The organism is Paenibacillus sp. FSL H8-0283 (genome assembly GCF_045040675.1).
Taxonomy (GTDB): Bacteria; Bacillota; Bacilli; order Paenibacillales; family Paenibacillaceae; genus Paenibacillus; species Paenibacillus amylolyticus.
The window spans coordinates 5,743,726-5,768,637 of sequence record NZ_CP150295.1 but is presented as its reverse complement, the minus strand read 5'-3'; the positions used below and the strand labels follow the sequence as shown (position 1 = coordinate 5,768,637).

15 protein-coding genes are annotated in these 24,912 nt (G+C 45.5%); 11 read left to right on the top strand and 4 right to left on the bottom strand.

Features of this window, described 5'->3' with window-relative positions; translation table 11 throughout:
• Positions 1–28: 28 nt before the first annotated feature.
• A complete protein-coding gene (locus MHI52_RS25415; protein ID WP_340984291.1) occupies positions 29–844 on the bottom strand; it encodes a hypothetical protein in 816 nt (271 codons plus the stop codon).
• Between the two features lie 255 nt (positions 845–1,099).
• Here MHI52_RS25415 and MHI52_RS25410 point away from each other — a divergent pair, with 255 nt between their 5' ends.
• The 3 genes from MHI52_RS25410 to MHI52_RS25400 all read left to right on the top strand — a co-directional run bounded on the left by MHI52_RS25410 (position 1,100) and on the right by MHI52_RS25400 (position 4,074).
• Positions 1,100–2,323, top strand: a complete 1,224-nt coding sequence (locus tag MHI52_RS25410) for a sigma-70 family RNA polymerase sigma factor (protein WP_340984293.1) — start codon at positions 1,100–1,102, stop codon at positions 2,321–2,323.
• 173 nt (positions 2,324–2,496) lie between these two features.
• Positions 2,497–3,162, top strand: a complete 666-nt coding sequence (locus tag MHI52_RS25405; RefSeq protein ID WP_127547005.1) for a Type 1 glutamine amidotransferase-like domain-containing protein — start codon at positions 2,497–2,499, stop codon at positions 3,160–3,162.
• A 402-nt stretch (positions 3,163–3,564) separates the two neighbouring features.
• Entirely contained in the window at positions 3,565–4,074 is a 510-nt protein-coding gene (locus tag MHI52_RS25400) for a DnaA N-terminal domain-containing protein (RefSeq protein ID WP_340984295.1), read from the top strand.
• 224 nt (positions 4,075–4,298) lie between these two features.
• Here MHI52_RS25400 and MHI52_RS25395 read toward each other — a convergent pair whose 3' ends face one another.
• Together MHI52_RS25395 and MHI52_RS25390 are read right to left on the bottom strand one after the other, a co-directional pair.
• Positions 4,299–5,945, bottom strand: coding sequence for an RNA polymerase sigma factor (locus MHI52_RS25395; RefSeq protein WP_076319804.1), 1,647 nt, complete (start codon positions 5,943–5,945; stop codon positions 4,299–4,301).
• Between the two features lie 616 nt (positions 5,946–6,561).
• Positions 6,562–7,047 (bottom strand): hypothetical protein, encoded by a 486-nt coding sequence (locus tag MHI52_RS25390; RefSeq protein WP_253503116.1) that lies wholly within the window; start codon positions 7,045–7,047, stop codon positions 6,562–6,564.
• Positions 7,048–7,339: 292 nt separating this feature from the next.
• Between MHI52_RS25390 and MHI52_RS25385 the strand changes: the two genes are divergently transcribed.
• The gene (locus tag MHI52_RS25385) at positions 7,340–8,917 is read left to right on the top strand and encodes a class I adenylate-forming enzyme family protein (RefSeq protein WP_405157861.1); all 1,578 of its coding nucleotides are present in this window, start codon (positions 7,340–7,342) and stop codon (positions 8,915–8,917) included.
• Between the two features lie 139 nt (positions 8,918–9,056).
• Here the strand turns inward: MHI52_RS25385 and MHI52_RS25380 are convergent, their stop codons facing one another.
• On the bottom strand, positions 9,057–11,879 hold the full coding sequence (locus MHI52_RS25380) for an endo-beta-N-acetylglucosaminidase (protein WP_405157860.1): 2,823 nt from the start codon (positions 11,877–11,879) through the stop codon (positions 9,057–9,059).
• A 212-nt stretch (positions 11,880–12,091) separates the two neighbouring features.
• On the opposite strand from MHI52_RS25380, the gene MHI52_RS25375 reads away from it, so the two are divergent.
• The 7 genes from MHI52_RS25375 to MHI52_RS25345 all read left to right on the top strand — a co-directional run bounded on the left by MHI52_RS25375 (position 12,092) and on the right by MHI52_RS25345 (position 24,744).
• Positions 12,092–13,921 carry a sensor histidine kinase gene (locus MHI52_RS25375; RefSeq protein ID WP_405157859.1) on the top strand — a complete coding sequence of 610 codons (1,830 nt, stop codon included), beginning with the start codon at positions 12,092–12,094 and terminating at the stop codon, positions 13,919–13,921.
• Between the two features lies 1 nt (position 13,922).
• Complete coding sequence (locus tag MHI52_RS25370) at positions 13,923–15,437, top strand: response regulator (protein WP_405157858.1); 1,515 nt, start codon at positions 13,923–13,925, stop codon at positions 15,435–15,437.
• Between the two features lie 281 nt (positions 15,438–15,718).
• A complete protein-coding gene (locus tag MHI52_RS25365; protein WP_036605779.1) occupies positions 15,719–17,191 on the top strand; it encodes an ABC transporter substrate-binding protein in 1,473 nt (490 codons plus the stop codon).
• Positions 17,192–17,268: 77 nt separating this feature from the next.
• Entirely contained in the window at positions 17,269–18,198 is a 930-nt protein-coding gene (locus tag MHI52_RS25360) for a sugar ABC transporter permease (protein ID WP_036605780.1), read from the top strand.
• 23 nt (positions 18,199–18,221) lie between these two features.
• Positions 18,222–19,142 carry a carbohydrate ABC transporter permease gene (locus tag MHI52_RS25355; RefSeq protein ID WP_036605781.1) on the top strand — a complete coding sequence of 307 codons (921 nt, stop codon included), beginning with the start codon at positions 18,222–18,224 and terminating at the stop codon, positions 19,140–19,142.
• 36 nt (positions 19,143–19,178) lie between these two features.
• Positions 19,179–21,533, top strand: coding sequence for a glycoside hydrolase family 3 N-terminal domain-containing protein (locus tag MHI52_RS25350; protein WP_405159424.1), 2,355 nt, complete (start codon positions 19,179–19,181; stop codon positions 21,531–21,533).
• Positions 21,534–21,537: 4 nt separating this feature from the next.
• On the top strand, positions 21,538–24,744 hold the full coding sequence (locus MHI52_RS25345) for an alpha-mannosidase (RefSeq protein ID WP_405157857.1): 3,207 nt from the start codon (positions 21,538–21,540) through the stop codon (positions 24,742–24,744).
• Positions 24,745–24,912: the final 168 nt, after the last annotated feature.

Genomic DNA, 24,912 nt, shown 5'->3' with positions numbered 1-24,912 from the left:
GTATTTTACGTTTAATCCATTTTTTTTATTATTTTGTAGGATATTTATCTAATTTAAACCACTGCTGAAATTCCTTTTTTGTGATTCTTTTTACAGGCTTAACTTTTTTGCTTCCTGTATCGTATCTGAAAAGAATCCATTGATCTGAAGGATACTCACTAATGTAATCCATATTTTCTCCGTTCTTATGCCATAAAATTAAACCGGTACTAATATAGTTGGTTGCCCGAGGGAGATAAATAAAACGGTCTTTCTTAGTATCGTACATTGCCAAAGTGCTTTTCTCCGTATTTCCATAAGAAAATGCAATAATGTTTTCTTTTGGTGACCAATTATATGATGAAATGGTTTCTACATTTTGTTTACCTGCTTTTTCAAGACGTTCGTTTATAATCGTGTACTTTCCTGTTTTAAGGTTCATGAGAATGAGGTTGCTGCCAGCACTTTTTTCTACTTGGATAGTAATCCATTCATTCGATGGAGATACAGCAACACTAGTGATATCCAATAATCTAACTTCAAAATCTCCCGTTTGTAGGGTGTGCTTTTCTTTACCATGAGTAACTACAATGGTGTCAATGATGTTTTGCTCGAAATCAGCAGCATCTTGCTTTAAGGTGTTCGCGGTTATCGTGATGTCGTCACCTCTCCAGACAATTTTGTTTGAGCCTTTTGTTTTTTCAAACTTAGATATACTCTGGTATGTCGAAGAGTTCACAGATGTTGAGTTAGCAGCAATATGTGCTATTTTATCTGAAGTATGAAGTGAAGATGATGCAGTTGATAACGTGCCTAAGCTACCTAAAACAATGACGCTTGATAATAAAACATTGGTGTATTTCATTATTATCTCTCCTTCATTTTGGGAAGGCGGTTACATGATGTGATTCCCTCCAGAACTATTCCAATCTTTGCTTATCATTATAAATTTGTAAAGATATGAAATCATAGAGATGATATGAAATGAGATTTCAAAAAGGGTGATTAGTCCTGTAAGTAACAAACCTGAAAGGTTGAATACATATTTATTTTATATTTATGTGGCCTTCTGATCCTCTCTGGTGTCTAATTCATTGTAAATCAAGAGGAGGTTCTTACCATGTCAGGAGCTCATGACACAAAACCTGTTTATCCGGATAAACAGGAACGTATCACTAACTTTGAAAACACTTATGAGCTGTATCGTCAAAGAATTTGCAACTACTTTTCCCTGAAATTGAACCCGATGGTTGCAGATGATTTGACTCAACAGGTGTTTTTAAAAGCAGTCGAGAATCTTCACCGATTCCAAGGGAAATCAAATTTATTTACATGGATATTCAAGATTGCTCAGAATACAGTGAAAAACGAATATCGAAGATTATCGCGAAAAAAAGAAACGCCGTTTGATTTTACGGGATATGAATCACAGTCGATCTCCCTTGAATTTACGAAGTATGTTGATTTTCGAATTGATATCGGAGTTGCGCTGAAAAAGTTAAATGAAACCGACCAGGAAATCATTGCATTACGCTTTTTTGTGGACTGCACATTGCTTGAAATTTCTAAGATTGTCGGGATGCGTGAGAGTGCAGTAAAGAACAGACTCTATAGAGCTTTGGAAAAACTTAAAAAGGAACTGAAAGAATGGGGAGGCGTTACGATCATGTCTATTCAAGATTTGATTTCAATTGTTAATAAGGGTGAAAACGAGGGATTGAACAATACGCCTAATAAAGTACACCATGATTTGTTCAATGAACTAAGTGATCATATTGAACGAATCTCGTTAAAGTACAATTATCATCCATCGCGAAAAGTAACGATTGAAGTATATCCTGATATGCCATCGTTTCACCAAGCGGTCGGAGAAGCAGATGCTCCGAATTGGTTCATGGGTACCTATGAAGGGAGTATTCTTAAAATTGTATCTCCATTAAATCCAGGACCGGAGCATACCTATCAATCGATTCTTAAAGGTACGGTTCACTTGTTCACCATGTGGCTAATAAGTGAAATCAATCCGAAGGCTCCGAAATGGATAAGGCAAGGAATTGGTGGATATGAAGCCAAGCTGATGACTCAGGACTATATTGAAGGTACAACAGAAGAGGCTATCCACAATTTAGAGATCCCAACGTTCGAACAATTAGATAATGATACCTGGGATTTCGAAACGATGAAGGGTTTTCAGTTTTCGTTCCTATTTGTGGAGTTTGTTGTTCAACAATATGGAATAGACCAGTTAAACAAATTGATCCGTGACCCTCAGGATTTTAATGGTATCTTTCAATGTTCCGAGAAGGAATTGCATCAGAAGATGGTAGAGTTTATAAGTAAGTAACCCATACAAAAATGTATGTTGCCCGGGGGAAGAACCGGGCCTTTTTTAACGGGGTTATAGTTATGTTAAATGTACTATCAATTAATTGGATTATTTTGTACAATGCATATAAAAAGAGGTTGTCTATGAATCCTATGGATGAATGTAAATAATACATATGGAGGTAATTAAGTTTGAAAACTCACTACTATTTCAGTTGGTTTAATCATTTTTTTCCTGAGAAGCTGGTCCATTGTTTGCAGGAGGATATACAAGACAGAAAATCGCTTGTTATGATTAGTGCTAATCCGTCTGGTTATAAAGATGAGCAAGTTAACTTTGATGATATTTCTGAATGGACATGGTTGAATGAGGCTAACATTATTTTTGATGAATATCATTTCATCGATTACCGTATGCAGAAAGAAGATGCTCAGCGATTCATTCAGAACGCTTCTGTCATTTTTTTATGTGGTGGATATCCTGTTTTGCAGAATGATTTTTTGGCGGAATATGAATTATCCAATGTTATTAAGAATAGCAATGCCATTATAATGGGTGCAAGCGCCGGTGCGTTAAACATGGCTGCAAAATGGTTAAGCTTGAATAACACTGATGAAGTTGAAACAAGTACTATTTATGATGGTATTGGCTTTGATCATTTTGCCTACGAATCTCATTCTCAACGCGATTACGCCACGTTTGTTCAAGGCTACCTGTTCCCCTTGTCTGAAGAGATTGATATTTATGCGGCAGAACAGGAGAGCGCTATACGTGTAAAGGACGGCAAAATAGAAATAATGGGACCTGTATATTTAATTTCCCACTCAAAGATTCAGAAGTTGGTTGAGACGCTCTAATTAGGGTGAGTGGCTATGACCTTACATAAGTAATTCCTTTTGGTGTATAAAATCATGGCTAATAGGCGAATTATCTCAGGTCTCCTTTCTATGAGTTTGTAAATAGATGCAATCTTAATATTCCTAGGACCTAAAGTCGGCAGGGTGTCAGAGTGATCAGTTACTTATTTAAACTAGCGGACTGACAATAGGATCGTTGCAAAAATGCTAACGATCCTTTTTGGTATACCTTTACAGAAAGTAGAGAACACGAAAAATTATATTAGGATGATGAGCTCCTTATTAAGCTAACGGGCAGGATAGTTTAATGAAACTATGAGTTGCAATTTGAAGAGGGTTTCAACCACAATTAGATGTACATAAATAAGTTCCTGAACTAATATTCATTGTAGGAGGTGAACGATGATAAATATTAAGAGGGTCGGGGAGATCATAGCAAGAAACCGTAAAGAGTTATCCATGACGCAAACACAACTTGGTGAGGTTTTAAAAGTTAGTCATCAGGCTGTTTCAAAGTGGGAGAGAGGTGATTGTTTACCTGATATTGATATATTAGTTCGATTATCCAAGATTTTTAATAATACCGTAGATTATTTCCTAACTCAAGAAGAGAATGATGCTCATGCAACTAGAACGAATATACTTAATAACAAGAATGACATTTGGAAGTCAGTTTTAGAAAAAATAAAAGACCAAATCTCTCAGCCAAGCTTTGATAGGTGGTTTACAAGTGCTACAGCAATTCAAATTGACAACACCCTCATTATTTCAGGTCAAGATCAGTTTGCCACAGACTGGTTATATCAGAGGTACTCCCATATGATTTCAAAAACTATAGATGAAATTAGAGGGGAAAGTGATTTAGAGGTAACCTTTCGCTTTTCTAAAGGTACTGAAAATACAGAACCATAAAGTTTGAGCATTAAGCTAACGGGAAACGTTATACGATTGCGATTAAAAACTACCCATGACGCATATGCGTCATGGGTAGTTTTTAATCATTTCCATACGTTCAGGAGGGGGCCGTGTGAAATAGCGATGTCCTAATCACTTCGTTGGACAGGACAGACAGAGTTTTGTGTAAAAATGGCCACCGTCCGGGAACGGCTATTCTTCGTATACATTTCCGAACTGACTTACTTGACCGGCCCCATCCAGGTTGAAATCGTCTTCTGCTGGTGCGGCAACGGCGGTTTCAACTTCCCGTTATCGATCAAATGCTTCAAAATATAAGCGACAAGCCGGCCTCCGCCGGTGTTGCCTCTCACCATGTAAGCAAGCTGCGGCTCCAAATGCTTCGGCTGATTTTGCAGGAACAGGTTGAGCATTTTGTCGTAGAGCTTGCCGACAGCAGGCGCATACAGAGCGGACAAATCCGGCATTGCTTTGTTCAACCGATCCAACGTTTGCGGAGAGTCCATCCAGACCGCATTGAACTTGTACCCCTCCTTCGTCTTGCGGATGTACCCCTTCTCCAGCAGGAACGAATATTGCTCAGCGTTCTCTTCGTTGTCGGGCAGTTCCCCTTGTTGGAACGCATGACAAATCTCGACATTCCGATATTCCAGCAAACGCCAATCCATCTGGCGGTCGCTCCAGTACGTATTGAATTGCCACAAGTATAAAGGAGAGTCTTCGACGTAGCGGAGCGACGGACCGAAGGTGACGTAACTACTCATATCAAAACCCGGATCGGCATAGTGGCTCCGATTTAACGCCGCATAGGCAATATATTGACCTCCGTCCTTTCGCATTGGTGCGACCGCATCGAAGTTTTCGCCAGCCGGCATGCTCCGCCAAGATTGCTCCTCGATGTTCTTGGGCAGCAAGGTCCAGAGCAGGAAATTATAGTCGCCGTCCGGAACGTAAACTCCGCTATCCTCGACTTGCCGGCGAACTTCCATTATTGCGTCGAAATGAACATCGGCCACTTCGGCGGCGCAATCTTGCCAGAATTGATGACCAGCTACGGCTAACTCGAAGAGGTCCCAGACGATGGTATTGCTTTGATATTTGCCGGGAGAGGTTTGGATGAGAAAATTGTAATCGGCCAGGTGCCGGACTTCGCCTTCCAGCAAAGACGGCGGCATTCCGAGCTCCTCCGCGATTTGATGTACGGTACGCGCCTTATGATAAGCCGCGTAAACGATATTTTGCGCCAAGGCGCGTCCAAGAAAATCGTTGGTTTCGCCCAGGCTGCCGGCCGAACCGGAATGGCCCATTTCCCCCATGCTGACCGGATTGACACTTAAAGTTCCTGTTGCACGCATACGTTTCATCCCTTTCCGTAACTTCTTTTTGGCCTCGCTCAAATGCCACTTCACCGTGTTGACAGGAATGTTCAGAGCAATCGCGATATCGCCGATTTTAAGCTCGTCGTAGTAATGCATGACCACGATCCTGCGATGGATGTCGGACAGAAACGCGACTTCTCGGCGCAGCTCGCGGTAAGCTTCGGTTACCAGCAACCGGTCAAGCGGCTCTCGGGAAGGGGCGGCCGACAGTTCGGACATGCCGTTGATTTCGATCGCTTGGGGAGCGTGCGCACGCTTTTTCAACCAATTCACCCAAGTGTATCGGGCAACCGTCCAGACGTAAGCGTCAAGGCTTCTAATGTCCCGCACCCCGGAGAAGGATTTTAACAACTGCAACATAATCTCCTGAGCCAGATCCTCCGCCTCGGCCCGCTGCTTGACCCGGTTTAACGCAAAACCGAAAATCGGTTTGACATAGCTCCGAATTGCTTCCGCCGCTTCTTTTCCGTTTTTACCAATTGAATCCATCTTTTGCCTCCATAGTTGCATCTGTAATTCCTGACAATTATATAGTGTGCCAGACGAAATAAAGGTTGGGATTATTTTTTAAAAAATTTGGACGTCCTACCGGGTGACTCATACACGTATAATTACAAACATCAACATCATGAGTAGGTCATTTAAATGGTTAAAGAGACGTTATGAATTTTTTGTTAAACGAGATGAAGATTACTTTAGATGTAAAGGACTCACTTTTAGTATATAAAGATACTTCTTTTCCGTTCAACTATGGGAGGATACAAACTAGGAGCACGAGCCGAAGTTCTTCTTCGGGTACTTGGGGTACTCCTTCGTTCCGTAGTTAACAGGAGTGGTCTCGATTAATTATTCAAATGCATAATTGAGGTTCATTATACTAACGAGAAACGTTAGTTTAATGCTCAAAGAATCGACGTAATCAACTGCGGTTTAGAACTAACGGATGACAATAGGGATCGTTGCAAAATGCTAAGGATCCTTATTGGTATACCTTTAGGGGGGGATGTACTCCAGAAAATACGGACAAAAAAAGCCCAAAAGGGCTACTTCGATAATTGTCATAGTAAACTTTTCCTAGTACTCTAACTGGAAAAAAATTACATACTTAACTTTCCCTTGTAGGAGTATGAGTAGCAACTTTCCATTTACCTTCCTCATAGGTTAAAGTTATTTTTGCAGAGAGCGACCCCTCATTGGCACGATACTTACTGACCTCTATGGCAATGTTATTATCTGATTGCTTCTCCTGCTTTTCAATTTTCAGTAAAATCCCTTTTAGCGTGTTTTCAGACTGTTCTGACAGTCCTTCTTCAATCAATTCTTCATAGGTTAGGTTATAAATTTTTACGTTATATTTGCTGTGAAGGTAATCCTCAATGCTTTTCTTATCAGAATCCTTTAATGGAATTCCTTTATCAAAATCTAATGAGATATACTCCATGTTTTCATTAAGAGCCGTATCTGTTGAAATTAACTCCTCCAACGCCATACGATAAGGTTCACCTAGTTCATTCTGCTGACTAGAGCCAGTAACAACACCTGCGCAAGCTGATAGTAAAAATAACGCTACAACACTGAAAATAAAATGCATTGTCTTTACTTTTATGACAATCCCCTCCTGGGTACTCGTTTCCTAAATAAACGTAATGATAAACAGAAATGTTGTATTTCAGTTTAGAAAGAAGCCCAATTTGATCTGCCTAATTAAGCTAGCAAGTAGGTTAACGGCAAGGATCGTCTGTGAGCAGAACTGTAATATCAGGAGAATTTATGGTTTTAATAGAGGATAATGATTACTTATTATTCCAGATATATGCTACTCTCTTTTTATTCCATAGTTTTCTTAACGGAGAAATGGAAATTTAAATGTTGGGGGTAATTGCTTGCTTCTATCCGAACGATTGCCAATTGCAGCAAGTCTGTACCCTGAGGAACCTGCGTTAATGCGACATGGGCAAACGATGAGTTATGGGGAGCTTTACGGTCTAGTTGAAAGACTCAGTCATGCCCTGTATGTTGAAGGACTCCGGGCCGGTGATCGCTTTGCCCTTTTAGGTGATCCAGATCCCCAGCTCGTTGTTGCGTTTTATGCAGCAGTTGAGATTGGTGCTATACCACTCGTTCCTTCTCCTATGCTAACAGTACCTGAACTTGCTGCCATATTTCAGGATGCAGAACCATATATGGTTATTCATGATGACCAACATGCTAAAGCAGCTATTGCCACGGTAAAGCTTCTTGGGTATTGTCCAAAACTGTTTACGACAGACGAAGAAGGGACGAATAACAGTTCGCTCGCTACTCTTTTACAGCAGGAACCCGCGTTCTCTCCAAAAGACCATTTCAAACGAAGTGTAGACGATACGGCAGTCCTGATTTATACGGGTGGGACAACTGGTCGGCCAAAAGGGGTCATGCATTCGCATCGTGGTATGGCTACTTGGAATCAACTTACGCCTTCTGCAGGCTTCGGTCATGATCTCAAGCGTCGTGTGTTAGTGCTCAACTTATCCCATCTGGTAGGTCAGTTCCAGCTGTGGGCGACCATGGCTGCCGGAGGCTGTCTTGTATTTCTAGACGAATACCCGGCGGATGTACACCGCATTATGGCAGCTATTGAACGTGATCAGATTACACAACTCAGCACAGTAGGCCAACTGCTTCGTGATCTTACCCGCGAGGCATCCGTAGGAGGTAGAAACTTGAAGAGTCTATCGCTTATTGGCTGCGGAGGGTCCATTATTTCCCCGGATACACTACAGGAGGTCGTATCGCAATTTCCTGAAGTTATCATTGTGAACAACTACTCACAAGCGGAATGTGGAATGTCCATAAGCCGCCTTTTTCCTGTTCAGCATATGGGCGATCCTCATCGCCTTCGATCCGTAGGTCGTCCTGCTGACTTGGCTGCCCAGGGTGAGCAGGCCTTTGAAGTTCGGATATTAGATACGGACGGAAGTGAGACAGTTACGGGCGAGGCTGGAGAAATCGTTGTTCGAGGTCAACAGACCATGCTGGGGTATTGGCGCCAGTTGGAGGTTACTGCCGAGACCATGTCCGATGGCTGGATTCGAACTGGGGATGTCGGTTGTCTGGATGCCGAAGGTTACCTTTATGTGTTTGATCGCTTGAAGGATATGGTTATTGTGGGCGGTTCCAATGTGTTTTGTGCCGAAGTGGAGCATGTTATTGTGAGCCATGAGTCGGTAAGCGAGGCGGCCGTAATCGGACATCCTCATCCCGATGAAGGCGAGGAACTTGTCGCTTTCATCGTGTTACGGGACGATGAAAATATGGATCTGACGCGGGTGCGGACGTTTTGTGAGCCACACCTTGCTCCGTACAAATGGCCGACTCGACTGTTCATTGTGGATACTTTGCCCAGAACAGCCGTGGATAAAATAGACAAAAAGCAGTTGCGCAAGCATCTATCCTCAATTTCATCCGAAGGGCTATGCTAACGGGAATGCTGTTTAATAGCTGTTGGGCAGAATAATTATTGTTAGATCAACAAAAACAGCCCTTCAACTTCCTTTTGGAAGTGAAGGGCTGTTTTTATCTCAACTGGTATGCAGGCGGGCACGAAAATACCTCGTAGTGTTACCTCAAAATCGTAGTGGCCTGATTACCCGCATAATCCTCAATGACCAGCTTCAAAGAGCTGTTGCTGGACGCTGGCGTGAAGGTCAGTTCACTCAGCTTTGTTCTTCCCCGAATGATATACGGGAATTTTTGCGATACGTAAGTGACTCCGAACTCGCGTGCCACCCCATTTTCATAAACATAAATCTTGTACCAGTCCTCCAGATCCGGGAGGGCAAGTGTGTACTTTCCATCTTTTACCGTGACCTTTTCCTTGGCGTATGGTGTAATCTGAAGATCTGCGAGCTGTCCGGTATGGGTAACCGGATTCTGCCCGCCAATGGCGATGTTCAGCACGTAATGTTCACCATTGGTCGGAAGTCCGGTCAGGACGACAGATTGTTTTCCTTTTTTGACCTGAAGCGACTTGGTGAAAGGCTCTTTTGTGTATTCTGTTTCTAGTGTGAGTTGAATAGACTCGTTGCCTTTTCCTTTGTCTTTATTTTTATCCTTGTCCTTATCCGTATTCTTATCTTTGTCTTTGCCCGAGTCTTTCACTTTCTTCGGGTTTTTCCAGCTTACAATAGCATCGCCATTCTTTTTGAATTTCACATCAATATCCTGAACGGCTGCATTCAGATCGTAAGGCAGGACGGTTGCTTCACTTTCGGTACCATCTGCACCAACCGCACGGATAGACAGTTCACCAGATGGCTGTTTTAGCGATTTGATATAAAAAGTGGAATCATACACGCCGCCTACATAGGCGCCATTTTCATATAAATTGTATTGTTTGACCTCTGAATAGTCCTTCATGTCCCATGCAACAACCAGTTCATCGGTGTTGGTCAGTGCTTTGGCAATATGGAATCCGGTCGGTGCATCCGGTACAGCCGCTGAACCGTCGGAAATGCGGATCTCGCCAATGTTCATCTGGTAATTCTCAATTGCTTTGCCATTCGGGTCAAAAGATAATCCCATAGCGGCAATGGTTTTGCCTTGATAGGCACTCAAATCCAGCGAAGTTGTCTTCCAGCCTTCTGTATGCTGGCCTGCATTAGGCACATTTACGTTGACCACGTTGGATGGATCATCTTCGAAGATCAACCCAACATGCAGGGAGGAAGCGTCACTAGTCGACGGTTTGTTATACGTCAGTTCCAGTTTCGATTGCCCGTTGACGGACAGGTCGGTCTTGTACAGGCGCAGGAAGTTCTCCGCGTTCAGTGTGCCGTTCACCACGAGAGAGCTGCCGCCATTAAACGCGCCAATGGAGTCATAGTTGTACCTTGCGCCTTTCTCATAAGAGGGACCATAGTCAAAATCAACACTGAGCTTGTCGCCTTCACTATCCATCCACCATTGCCAAGTGACAGGGATATCCTGAATGTTGATATTGGACCATTCTTTATCGTTCGAGACAGCACCGTCTTCATAATATTTCAGGCCGTGGCCCGTATTGAAGTTGGTCGCAAAATTGGAGCCGTTGATGACGGATCGCTCGGTAAGATAAGCGGCAATTCCATCCCAATTTGCACCGGAAGCATACACATCCGACAGATCGGCAGACGCATTACGACGTGCATCTGTCGGGTCTTGATTTGGACCAGACCACCAGGCACGATCACGTACAAAGGTCATCCACTGGTACTCATCTTCCGCACGATGATTGGTGCTGTCATCGCCCATCTCTTCATCCAGAGCGTTGTGGGTGAAGTCGGCACCTAATGTCGCGATGCTGTTCATGGGTTGACCGTTCTCATCCAGGTTATGGCGCAGGTCATAGGATTGCTTCCAGCGGCCGAATTTGTCATGTCCACCTTCGACACCAGCAAATACGGTTTCCAGTGGATCCAGTCCCAAGCTAAGGGCATGATCACGGGAATCGCGGAGCATCTTGTGGTTCCATACATAGTTCAGGAAGATGGAATCCGAGACTCTGCCGAGAACGGAATCCTGCACAAAGGGGCTGTTAAGTCCATTAAATTGGTTCTGGTATTGAATTTTACCTGTTGTATTGATGGTGGAATCATACCACTGAACGTACAGGCCTTTATCTCTTAGATATTTCATGAATTTCTTGTAGGAAGCGATATCCTCAGGGGCTACACCCCGGGCAACCTCTTCCTGATTGAAGAAATATCCATCGTAGTTGTAGTATTCTGCCATCTCGGCTAGTTTCTCGGCCACAGGGAAATTACCGTTTTCATCCTGGATCAGCATTTGTTTATAGGTTTGTGGCCCACGGTCATTGTCCGAGAAAAAGATGTTGGCAATGGACTTAACGCCGTTCTTGTGGGCTGCATTGGTGTAGGCCGGATTCGGAATGTTCAAAATGCCAAACTCGAAGTATTTCTCCGTCCATTCTTTACTCGGATCGTACAGCTCCTCAGGTACTCCCGCAGAGGCCATGCCGTGCCAATAGCTGTAGTAGTCTGTATATTGCCAATAATTAAATAGATACTGGCTGAATTCATTGGTATAAGGTGTGCTATCGAAGAATGCATTGCCGTAATCGCCACTCATTGTGAATAACTGGGTGTCCGGACTAAGCTCAGGATAAGCCTGTGTGGCAGCAAACGCTTCATTACGGGGCTGCAAGGGAACATGGGCACGAAGTAAATCGCCATGGATATCACTTTCCGGTGTCCAGTTCAGAATCTGGGCCGAGGTGTATCCATGTTGATAGGGCTGATTCACCCCTTTGGCACTTTCACCGGTGTAAGGGAGCGTGTCTCCGGCATAAACGGATGATGCAACAACTTGTCCAAGCAGAGCCGTAGTCAGGACCATGGCGGTTACCTTGGGTATGATGCCTTTTGCTTTGAGTTTGCGTGTCATGCTGTTCCTCCTTCAAGTGGAATGAATGTAAGGTATTCTTTTACACAAAGCTAAACTTATGGTTAACGATAGTGGATGAAAGCGTTTTTAAATAGGGTGAAATTAAAGAAACACAGATATAAACTAAAGAAAAGTTGCAGGTGACAAGTTAATGTCAGAAGCCTGATGGTATAATTCAAGTCAGGAAAACAGCATCGGAGGGAACATGCGAATTGAAAATTGTTAGCGTTTACAATAATTTCTTCAAAAATAATATGTTTATGAAAATGCTCCTGATTTTCTCGATGATATCGATTGTCACGATCATTACGTTATCTTATATCATCTTCCTGTCGGTGTCCGACTCCACGATTCGCCGGGAACTGGCGATCCAGAAAGCGGCGATGGAACATGTAGACCGGTACATTCATCAGCAGTATGAATCGGTACAAAACATGGTGAGGGACATGCATCAGAATGAGGCGCTGTCCGCTAACATTACGTACCTGATGAATCATTCGTACGCTGAATATGTGCAGCACATGACCAATGGATATTACGCCAATCAGGATGACTATTCGGCCGATGTATTGAAACATTTTCAAAATATTATGGATCGCAATTCGCAGATTAATCAACTCATGTTGTATAGTGCCGAACAGCAGGATCTGTCTACCTTTAATCAACACAAGCAGTTCCGCAAGCTGGACGCCAATGTAGCTCATTCCTATATTCCGGACGTGATGGCGATGGAAACGCCCAATATCAGTGCACCCAACTACTGGATTCGCAAAGAGATTAATCAATGGGACGCTGCGCTCTACTCCATCCGCGTACCAATTAACAATACACAGACTCTTCGGAATTTGGGCCAATTTCTTGTCTTCTTTGACTCAGAAGGAATCGGTAATGCGCTGGATAACTACGAGAGTAATCTCAAGGGAGACATCGTGGTGTTATCGGCGAAAGGGACAGTGTTATTTGACTCCAACAATCATTATTACGGGAAGAAGTATCCCTACGTGAATGTGGCCGATTCCCTGTTTGATCAGACGGATATGGATTCAATGAAAAAGGAGCAGAACATGTACGTGAACAAGTTTGTCTCCGCGGATCAGGGTTATGTGGTCATTGGCACCGTTCCGGTAGAAGAGATGGCTGAAACCTATGCGGGGATTCGCAATACCATCATCTCGATCAGTATCGTATGTATTTTGTTTGCCGTGCTGGTTCCGGCATTTTTCATTATTAACTTTGCCAAACGAACCCGTCGAATTATTCGCTTCACCCAAAAAGTGAAATATGGCAACTTAACGGCTCGCATCGACGATCCGCGAGATGATGAACTGGGGCAGATCTCACATAGCTTCAACGACATGCTGGATGAGCTGAATCTGTATATTGAACGGGTCTACAAGGCCGAGATCAAACAGAAGGAGACCGAGCTGGTCGCATTACAGGCGCGCATCAACCCTCATTTTCTCTACAATACGCTTGAAGTGATTCGGATGAGGGCGATATCCCAGGGGGCGAGAGATGTCGGCGAGATGATCTATAGTTTATCCGTATTGTTCAAGAGCCTGGTACAGCAAAAGAAAAATTATACGCTGAAGGATGAGATGGAAGCTTGCCGTTTGTATCTGGAGTTATTCCGAATCCGCTACAAGGATATTTTCATATATACGATCCAGATCGATGCTGCATATTATCAACACCCTGTGGTCAAACTTTCGCTGCAACCTATCATTGAGAATTATGTTGTACACGGCATTCAGACAGAACGTTCGGATAACCGATTATCCATTGTTGTGGAAGAGACAGATGATGTGGTGCAAGTGGAAGTCAAAGATAATGGCAAAGGCATTGATCCGGCACGCCTGACGGAAATCCTTGAAGAACTGGAACGTCCTGAAGAGTCTGGTCAGATGTTCGGGCTGCGCAGTGTCCATAGTCGATTGCGCTTCCTGTATGGGCCAGAGTTCGGTATCACCATAGAGAGCACCCTCGGAGAAGGAACACGAATCAGGGTGCGTTATCCACATACAGAAGGGACAGGTGTGTAATATGTACAAGGTGTTTATTGTGGACGATGAGCCATTCATCATTGAAGGTTTATACGATATTGTGGATTGGTCTTCATTTGGTATGGAAATTGTGAGCCATGCAGGTAATGGGCAAGCAGCGTTACAGGCGCTCTCTTCTCAGCCTGTGGACATTCTGATTACGGATATATCCATGCCACTCATGAATGGTCTTGACCTGATTCGGGAAGCAAGGCGAGTACAACCTGAGATTAAGGTCATTATCCTCAGTGGTTTCAATGAGTTCGAATATCTGAAGGAAGGCATGCAGCTGGGAATCGAAAATTATTTGCTTAAACCGATTAATGTGGAGGAATTGGAATCCACGCTGAGCAACACCGCGTCCAAGCTGGATCATATGGTATCACCTCAAGCCAATGATGCGTATGGCATCCAGATTCTGAAAGATAACATTCTTCATCGATGGCTTACGGGACAGATTGCAGCTACTGAATTTGAAGAACGTGCCCAGTTCATGAACCTTTCGCTGGATGCACCGGACGTTGCTGTGGCCATTCTGCGTGACAAAGGACAAGTACCCGGCATGTTTGAACGTGTAGAAGAGATGCTTAGAGACAGACGCCATCTGAACGTATTTCATGATATCGATGGAGACATCGTCATTATTGCCAATATTCAGGGTACGAGTGACGAGGAACAGAAGTTGATGGATGGCTTGCAGGCATTATCTGATGAGATAACCGTAACCCATCCGGCGGCACGCATTGGAGCAGGCAGATTGATGAAAGGGTTATACCATGCGCCGACCAGTTATGCCGAGGCCAAAAAAGCACTCCAGTATGTGATGATTTATCCCGACCTTAAAGTCATCGACCATGCCATGCTGGAAAGGTGCGGAAATTCAACGGCGACCTTTTTCATTGAATGGAGGGAGTATGCCAAACTCATTCTGTCCCGCAATACTGAACAACTTGCTGACCGGATTCGCATGGATTTTGAACAGCATCGCAATGGGCTTACACCTGGGGAGTTACAGAATACCGCACTGGAAGTTGTGATTCGCTTCAAAATGGAACTGGAGAGCATCAAACACTCGGATGAGTCTGCCATATACCAACAAGGGCTTCAACTTGTACTGGACAGTGGCACTTTTGATGAGCTCGTGCGGGCGCTTCAGCAGGTTGGGTCGCAGACGATCCAATCCCTATTGCAGGATCTGAAAAATCCAATTGTAAACCAAGTGCTTCAGCATATCGACAAACACTACGCAGAAGAGCTCTCCTTGAAGCTATTGGGTGCCCACTATCATCTGCATCCGGTGTATTTGGGACAATTGTTCCATAAGGAGACAGGGGAGACGTTTGCCGAATACATCAACAAATACCGAATTGAACGTGCGAAGGAGCAACTACGCAATTCCAATCTGAAGGTACATGAGATCGCCCGAAATGTAGGGTATTGGGAGACGGGGTATTTCTATAAACAGTTCCGCAAATATGTAGGGATTTCACCGACTGATTTCAAGGTGTTTGGTTAATTCGGTGACGGGTAGATCCAACCATGCGGACAGAGAGCCAAGAGACATATCGGGAACAGGAATGGCATGGTAGAAAATCATGGCATACGTTACCCGAAATGTCTCTTTTATGTAAGCGATTTATTTAAATAGGTACAAAATAGTGGCCCAAGGACGATTTCTCTTTAATTTGTACCTCGAAAACTTAAGTTTATCTTCTTTTTGTAAATGCTTTCATTCGATAAGGTTAAAGCAGTTAGTAAGTAGAGCCTAAGGGAACACGAAAAGGGAGGATCAAAGAAATGAGTAAACAAAGAAAACGCTTCTCACTCGTTCTTGCATTGTTAATGGCCGTTACACTTGTTCTTAGTGCCTGTGGAGGAAGCAAAGATGCTTCAGAATCCGGGGGAGCTGGAGATGATGCGGTAGAGTTGATTTGGTATACCATCGGTACCCCTCAGAAAGACGTCAATAAAGTGATGGAAGAAGTGAGCAAGTACACCAAAGAGAAAATTAATGCCACGGTAACGATGAAGATGGTTGACTGGGGTGACTACCCGCAGAAGATGCAGGTTAACGTAGCATCCGGTGAGCCAATGGACATTCTGTTCACTTCTTCTGGTGGATTCGATTATGTACAAAATGCTAGAAAAGGTGCATTTCTTGAACTGGATGACCTGCTTGCTGAATACGGTCAGGATCTTACCAAGACCATTGATCCTGCGTTCCTCAGCGGTTCCAAAGTAGATGGACACAATTACGGAATTCCAGCCAACAAAGAGCTACCACAACAAGAGGTATGGCGCTTTAACCAAATGCTGGTTGATAAATACAAGCTGGACATTTCTGGCGTTCGTACGTTAGACAGTCTGGAGCCTCTGCTCAAAACAATTAAGGAAAACGAGGCGAGTGTAACACCATTTGCCATGGATAAAAACTATGTTCCTTACGTGCCTTATGACTATGTCATTCAGAATCTGCCAATGGCAATCAAGCTGGATACAACAGACTATAAGCTTGTAAACATACTGGAAACACCTGAAATGAAAGAAGCACTTACCACAATGCACAAATACTACAAGGCTGGTTATGTATCGGCAGAAGCGGCAACAACAGGTTCCACGAACGACCTGACAACATCGGGTAACTGGTTCCTGGATCGTGCACAGACTCAGCCGCTTGCGGACAATCAATGGTCTGCAAGTTACGGTTATCAAGTCGTTTCAACACCTGCAAGTGAAGCAATTATAACAAATACATCTGTACAAGGCTCCATTATGGCCATCTCGGCGAACTCGGAATATCCGGAGAAAGCGATGGAATTCCTGAACCTGCTCAATACAGATCCTGTGCTGCGTAATATGGTGGACTCCGGTATTGAGGGCACACACTACAAAAAAGTGGATGACACGCATATGGAAAATCTGCCTGAATCGAAAAACTACGATATGCCTTCATACTCCCTTGGGAACAACATGCTGCTCTATCTGAACAGCAATGACCCGGATAACAAATGGGATGAGTTCAAGAAGTTTAACGCTGAAGGTGTCAATTCCCCGATCCTCAGCTTTAACTTTGATGCAAGCAATGTATCGTCCGAACTGACAGCGGTACAGAACGTGAAAGAGCAATATTGGGCAGCACTGATGACAGGTACACTGGACCCGGCAGCCAATCTGGATCAAGTGATTGAGAAGTTCAATCAAGCCGGACTGGAGAAAGTAATGGCTGAAGCCCAAAGCCAGCTGGATGCCTGGAGAGCGGAAAACAAGTAACAGTACATCGTAAGGATCGGGCGGCTGCTTATCGCGTCCGGTCCTTTTTCATTCAAGCCTGAAGGAGGATCTCCACAATGACTACATTTTTGAAAAACCTGATTAGAAACCGAGTCATGTTGCTCATGGTGCTACCAGGCGCCATCTGGTTCTTCTTCTTCTCCTACTTGCCACTCGTGGGTACAGTGGCTGCTTTCAAAGAATATCGATTCAGCCGTGAAGGGTTCTGGGCAAGTCTGATGAAGAGTGAATGGGTTGGCTGGGACAATTTCAAATTCCTGTTCAGCACAAGTGACGCATGGCTCATTACACGCAACACCCTCTTTTATAACATCGCCATTATCTTCCTGGGACTGGTGTTTGCTGTGGCATTGGCAATCCTGCTTTCGGAACTAGTCAATAAACGACTCGCCAAACTGTATCAAACCGGCATGTTTCTGCCGTATTTTCTCTCATGGGTTATTGTTGGTTACTTCGCATTCAGCTTCTTGAGCATGGACCGCGGGATGTTGAATCAGATTATCGGCTGGTTTGGGATGGAACCAATTCAGTGGTACTCCGAGGCGAAATATTGGCCGTATATTCTGGTATTCGTAGCGTTATGGAAAACCATAGGTTATAGCAGCGTTGTCTATCTGGCTTCCATACTGGGGATTGATAAATCACTGTATGAAGCAGCCATGATTGATGGAGCAAGCAAATGGCAGCAGATTCGCAATATTACGATTCCGTTGCTGTCGCCCATCATCACGATTATGACCTTGCTGGCCGTAGGCCGCATTTTCTATGCCGACTTTGGACTCTTTTATCAGGTGCCAAGGGATTCGGGTACGCTTTATTCCGTGACCAATGTTATTGATACGTATGTATATCGAGGTTTGAAAACTAGTGGTGAGATCGGCATGAGTACAGCAGCGGGATTGTATCAATCCGTGGTGGGCTTTGTGCTTGTTATTATCTCCAACTATGTTGTTCGCAAAGTAGATAAAGACAGCAGCCTATTCTAGGACAGGGAAAGGAGTGAACCACTATGGCTCAAGCAGGGCTTGTTAAAAAACGCGACTTCCACCACGTATCCAACGGCTGGAACGTGATCATGAACATCATCGCAGGTCTATTCGCTCTGATCTGTGTATTTCCTTTTATATTTGTAGTCATCATCTCGTTTACAGACGAGAAAGCACTGGCCCGTGATGGGTATCGTCTGATTCCGGCAGAATGGAGTCTCGCGGCATATCAGTTTGTCTGGCAGAGTGGGGACACGCTACTGCGGGCGTATGGAGTTACCATCCTGGTAACGGTACTTGGTACCATCATCAGTCTGATTCTCATGTCGCTGTATGCGTATGCGGTTTCCCGCAAGAGCTTCAGATATCGGAGATTTTTCTCCATCTTTGCAATTCTTACCATGCTGTTCAACGGCGGGATGATTCCAACCTATATGGTCGTATCCCAGCTGCTCGGGTTGAAAGATACGTTATGGGCACTTATTCTGCCGCTGGCGATGAATGCCTTCTATATTATGATCCTGCGTACATTCTACTCCACCAGTGTACCGGATGCAGTCATTGAATCGGCGAAGATTGATGGCGCCGGTGAGTTCTATACCTTTATGAAAATCGTGGTTCCACTCTCCTTGCCGGGACTGGCAACCATCGGGTTGTTCAGTACACTCGGTTACTGGAATGATTGGTTCAATGCGCTGTTATACATCGATAATCCGAATCTGGTACCACTGCAATCTATGTTAATGCGGATTGAGTCGAGTATTCAATTTATCCAGCAGAACTCTGCTAACAGTTCGATGAGTCTGGCAGCCATGCAGTCCATTCCGCAGGATACGTCCCGAATGGCGATGGTTGTGCTTGCTACGTTACCGATTATATTCGCTTATCCGTTCTTCCAGCGTTATTTCGTACAGGGTCTGACGGTAGGCGCGGTCAAAGAATAACCGGATCACGTTATAGGATTGGAGAGATGCAGATTGATGACTTATAAGGACCAAAGCAAATCCGTAGAGGAACGGGTACAACACCTGCTTAGCCTGATGACTACGGAAGAAAAGGTAGGTCAACTTACGCAGCCATTTGGCTGGCAGACCTATACGAATGATCAAGGGAACATCACGTTAAACGAATCCTTTAAACAGCAAGTGGAAAATGGGGGCGTCGGCTCCCTCTATGGTGCACTTCGCGCAGATCCGTGGACGGGCGTTACGCTGGAAAATGGACTATCCGCCAGAGAAGGCGCTGAGGCGGTCAATCTGATTCAACGTTATGCAATAGAACATTCCAGACTGGGGATTCCCATTCTGATCGGGGAAGAGTGCTCGCATGGTCATATGGCTATTGACGGAACGGTCTATCCTGTCCCTCTTTTACTGGGGAGCACCTGGAATGTGGATCTGTATCGGGAGATGTGCCGGGCAGTAGCACGGGAGACACGTGCTCAAGGTGGTGCGGTCACCTATTCTCCGGTACTGGATGTTGTGCGTGATCCGCGCTGGGGACGTACGGAGGAATGTTTCGGTGAAGATCCGTTTCTCATTGGAGAGCTGGCAGTTGCTTCCGTAGAAGGGCTTCAGGGTGAAAGTCTTGACCGTGGAGATACAGTAGCGGCAACGCTGAAACATTTTGTTGGTTATGGCAGCTCAGAAGGCGGACGTAATGCAGGGCCTGTACATATGGGCTGGCGCGAGCTACTGGAAGTGGATCTATATCCATTCCGCAAAGCGGTGGAAGCGGGCGCTGCGTCGATCATGCCAGCATATAACGAAATTGATGGCACGCCTTGCACCGTGAATACGGAATTGCTGGAAGATGTTTTGCGTAAGGATTGGGGCTTTGACGGTCTGGTCATTACGGATTGTGGTGCGATCAACATGCTGGAAAGTGGGCATGATGTCGCGGCAGATGGAATGGAAGCTTCCGTACAGGCGATTGAGGCAGGCATCGATATGGAAATGTCCGGTGAGATGTTTGGGCAATATCTGGTGCAGGCGGTGGCAGAAGGCAAGCTTGATATGCAGGTTCTGGATCAGGCTACCTCTCGCGTGCTGGCGTTGAAGTTCAGACTGGGCTTATTCGAACAGCCTTATGTGGATGCCGATCGGGCAGCAGAAGTAATTGGAAGTGAAGCGCATATTCAACTGGCACGCCAGTTGGCTGCGGAAGGGGTTGTACTTCTCAAAAATGAGGCTGACACGTTACCTCTCTCGTTAGCAAATGTGGGCCGGATTGCCGTGATCGGCCCAAATGCGGATCAGGCCTACAATCAACTGGGTGATTACACATCTCCGCAACCGAAGTCGAAAGTGGCGACGGTACTGGATGGGATTCGCATTAAGCTGGCTAATCATGTGGATGGGCAAACGGAGAAGAGTTCTGTTGGTGCTTTGACTGGTGACAGCAGTACAGATCAGGTTCTTTATGCACCAGGCTGCCGGATCAAAGGTGATTCGAAAGAAGGATTCGAGCGTGCGATCGAAGTTGCCAGTCAAGCGGATACGGTCATTATGGTGGTTGGCGGCTCCAGTGCACGTGACTTTGGAGAAGGAACAATTGATCTGAAGACGGGGGCTTCCAATGTGTCGGATAACTCCTGGAATGATATGGAGTGTGGCGAAGGGATCGACCGGATGACGTTGGGTCTTGCCGGAGTACAGTTGGAACTTATTCAGGAGATTCACAAGCTCGGCAAGAAGCTTGTCGTTGTTTACATTAATGGTCGTCCCATCACTGAACCTTGGGTGGATGAACATGCCGATGCAATTCTGGAGGCGTGGTATCCGGGTCAAGAGGGCGGTCGTGCCATTGCAGATATTTTATTCGGTGATGTGAATCCGTCAGGCAAATTGACGATCTCCCTTCCGAAGCATGTCGGCCAATTACCGATCTATTATAACGGCAAACGTTCCCGAGGCAAACGTTACCTCGAAGAGGATCTGGAGCCACGTTATGCATTTGGATACGGACTTAGCTATACCACATATGAGTACAGTGAACCGCAGCTGAGTGCTGCATCTATGACAACTGATGATTCAGTTACGGTATCGGTGAACGTGACCAACACCGGCCGTTATACAGGTGCAGAAGTTGTACAGATGTACATCTCTGACGTGGTCAGCTCACTAACTCGTCCGGCCAAGGAACTGAAGGGGTTTGCAAAAGTGAACCTGGAGCCGGGAGAGACACAGACCGTGGAATTCCACATCGGGGCCGAGCAGCTGCAGTATATTTGTCGTGATTTGAAGCCTGTCGTTGAACCGGGACAATTCCATATTCATATCGGCAGCAGCGTAAACGATACGCAAATAGCCGAACTGACCGTAAGGGAGGCGTAAGACGTTGGAACGTATCAGACGATTTATTCGCGAGTTGTCCGAACATCAGTGGCTGGAGCAATTACAGCTGCGCAACTGGGATATTACCCGCGCTTATTATCATGTGCCAGGACAGTATGAGGATCAGGGTGAGTACCCCGAAGGGCAAGATTTTGAGCGTTTTCCGAGCAAACAGGGAACGACTTATTTTTTCAGAACACGTTTGGAGATTCCTGCTACATGGCAGCAAACACCTTATGGGCTTGTATTTGAGACAGGCGGAGAAGGCTTGCTTCGGGTAAATGGGCACTCTTATCAGGGCCTTGACCGCAATCATACCTACGTCACGCTTGATCCATCCAAAGTCGGAAACGCTCCAGAACTGGAGATCGAGATGTTTGATCCGGTACCTGAACCTGTAGACCCGTTGAATCAACAGGCGGTTATTCAGCCGCCAATCACATCAATTACGAGCTTGCTGGTGAGACCCAATGAAGCGGTTCGTAGTCTGATGTATACCGTCATTATTGTGCGTGATTCGGCTGTGTTGCTACCGGAAAGTGACTTTCGGCGGGTTCGCCTGTTAGAACTGGTGTATCGTGCGATGGATCAATTTGTAGGCATGTCAGCAGAAGAGATTGAGCAGGGAGAGGGTATTCGTCAGATTGAGAATAATCTGAAGCATCATGTGCGTGAGATTGGCGGAAACGCGGAAGGTCTGGAGCATATGGTGGGACAGTCCCATATTGATATTGCCTGGCTGTGGCCTGTACGTGAGACGGTACGCAAAACGAGCCGTACTTTCTCCACCGTGGATGCACTCATGAATGAATATCCGGACTATGTTTATTCCCAGAGCCAACCCTTATTATATGCGTTTCTGAAGGAGCATGATCCCGAGCTGTACGCACGGGTGAAGCAGCGGATTGTAGAAGGCCGGTGGGAACTGGTTGGCGGCATGTGGGTTGAGCCGGATCTGAACATCCCGAGCGGGGAGTCCCTGATTCGCCAGATGTTATATGGTCAGCGTTTCTATATGGAGGAGTTTGGCAAGACATCACAGATTGAATGGTTGCCGGATACGTTTGGTTACTGTGCCTCCCTGCCGCAGATTTTGAAGCATGGCAATGTGGAGTATTTCATGACAACAAAGCTCGGATGGAATGACACAAATGTGTTTCCATACGATCTCTTCCATTGGGTGGGTATTGACGGCACACCGATCCTGTCCTACCTCAATCATGGGGTTAACGAACACACCCTGCCGAAGGACATTCATGATCACTGGCAGTCCTACCGTGAGAAAGCAACTCATCCGGAGCATATGCTTCTATACGGACACGGTGATGGCGGCGGTGGTGTAACACGCGAGATGCTGGAGTATGTGGATCGCGCAGACCTGATGGTAGGTCAGCCTGCGAGCCGATATAGCACAGCTGGAGCTTTCTTTGACGGAATTGAAAAGGAGCAACCTGTACTTCCGAAGTGGCATGGCGATCTGTATCTGGAGTTACATCGGGGAACCTATACGACCCATGCGCGCAATAAGCGTAACAACCGGAAAGCGGAGGTTCTGTATCGAGAAGCTGAGCTGTGGAATACACTCGCTCTGCCAGATATGGAGGCAGATGCAGAAGCTGAAGTGCGTTCGAATCTGCATGAAGGCTGGAAATTAATTTTGCTGAATCAATTCCACGATATTATACCGGGATCGGCGATTACGGAGTCCTACGTCACTTCGAATGAGGAATATGTACAGGTATTTAAATTAGGCAGAACCGGACTGGATCAAGGCATTGCAGCATTGACAACGGGTATCAATACAGAGGGACCAGAAGGTTCAGTAGCCTATGTTGTATTCAACAGCTTGGGCTGGAAACGGAGTGCAGTCGTTCAACTTCCTGTGCAGGAGGGCTTGGATCGCTACGGCATCGATGAAGAAGGCCAACGGCTGCGGATGGATTGGGAGGATGGCAGCATGTCTATTCTCGTGACAGACATTCCGGCGTTTGGATATAAGACGATTTGGCTTGTACCGGAAAATACAAGGGAAACGAATGTACGGGAAATGACCACCCTTGCCGCACAAACAACCTTTAATGATACATGGGATACTGCCTTTTATCATGTGCAGTTCAACGAACGTGGGGAGATCACCCGTCTGTGGGATAAAACCGCAGAGCGTGAGATGCTGAAGCCGGGTGAACGAGGCAATCAACTTCACTTCTTCCACGATCGTCCAACGCTCTGGGATGCATGGGATATCGACAGTCGTTATGAGGAACAGATTGCTGGCGAAGTGGAACTGTTGGAGAAAAAGCTGGTGCTTGCGGGTTCAACGAAAGATGTCCTGCGTTTCCATTGGAAGCTACATCAATCGGAAATCACACAAGATATCGTCTTTTATCATGATTCACGACGTATCGACTTCCAGACACAGGTGAACTGGAACGAAAATCACAAACTTCTGAAAGTTGGTTTCCCGATTGATGTGGTGACCTCCAAGGCAACATTTGAAATTCCATTTGGCTCACTGGAACGCCCAACACATCGCAACACAAGCTGGGAACAAGCGCAGTATGAAGTCTGTGGACATCGCTTTGCAGATGTATCCGAATATGGATACGGCGTGAGCCTCCTCAATGACTGCAAGTACGGGTACGACGTGCAGGGAAGCACCATTCGTTTGTCCTTGCTGCGAGCACCAAAATGGCCGGATCGCACAGCCGATCTGGGAGAACATGAATTCACCTATTCCCTCTACCCACACGACGGTGACTGGAGAACTGCACACACCGTACGTCAGGCTGCCGAGCTGAATCATGAGGTGACAGTACAGCAAGTGAAACAAGTGCAACAAAAGGGTCACTTACAACAAGAGCAACAGATAGAGCAGGTACACCAGGGCGCAGGAGCTGGCAACAATCCAACTGCAGATACAACTGCTAATGCGGCACCTGTACGCCCGGCAACAGGCTCCTGGATTAACTTCAACAGTAGCCACGTGATTCTAGATACCGTCAAATTGGCAGAGGATGGGCAGGGAACAGTCCTTCGTTTCTATGAATCATCAGGCAAACGCGACAACATCACATTGCAATGGCCACATGCCTTTGAACAGGCGTATCACTCCAACGCACTGGAAGAACCGATCAAACCACTGGCCCATACCAATGGCCAGATTACACTATCCTTTAAACCTTACGAAATACAAACCGTGCTACTGCGGTAAACCTTTTTGAAATATTTTTGAGCTATACATGTCAAGCTCTTTATTCACACGTTAACGGAGAGGACAGAAATAACCAGAAGAAGCGAAGCGTTCGCCTTTATCCCCAGATTTTACCCTTTAGAAAAGGGAAACAAAAAAAATCTGGGGATAACAGCGATCGGAAGGTTA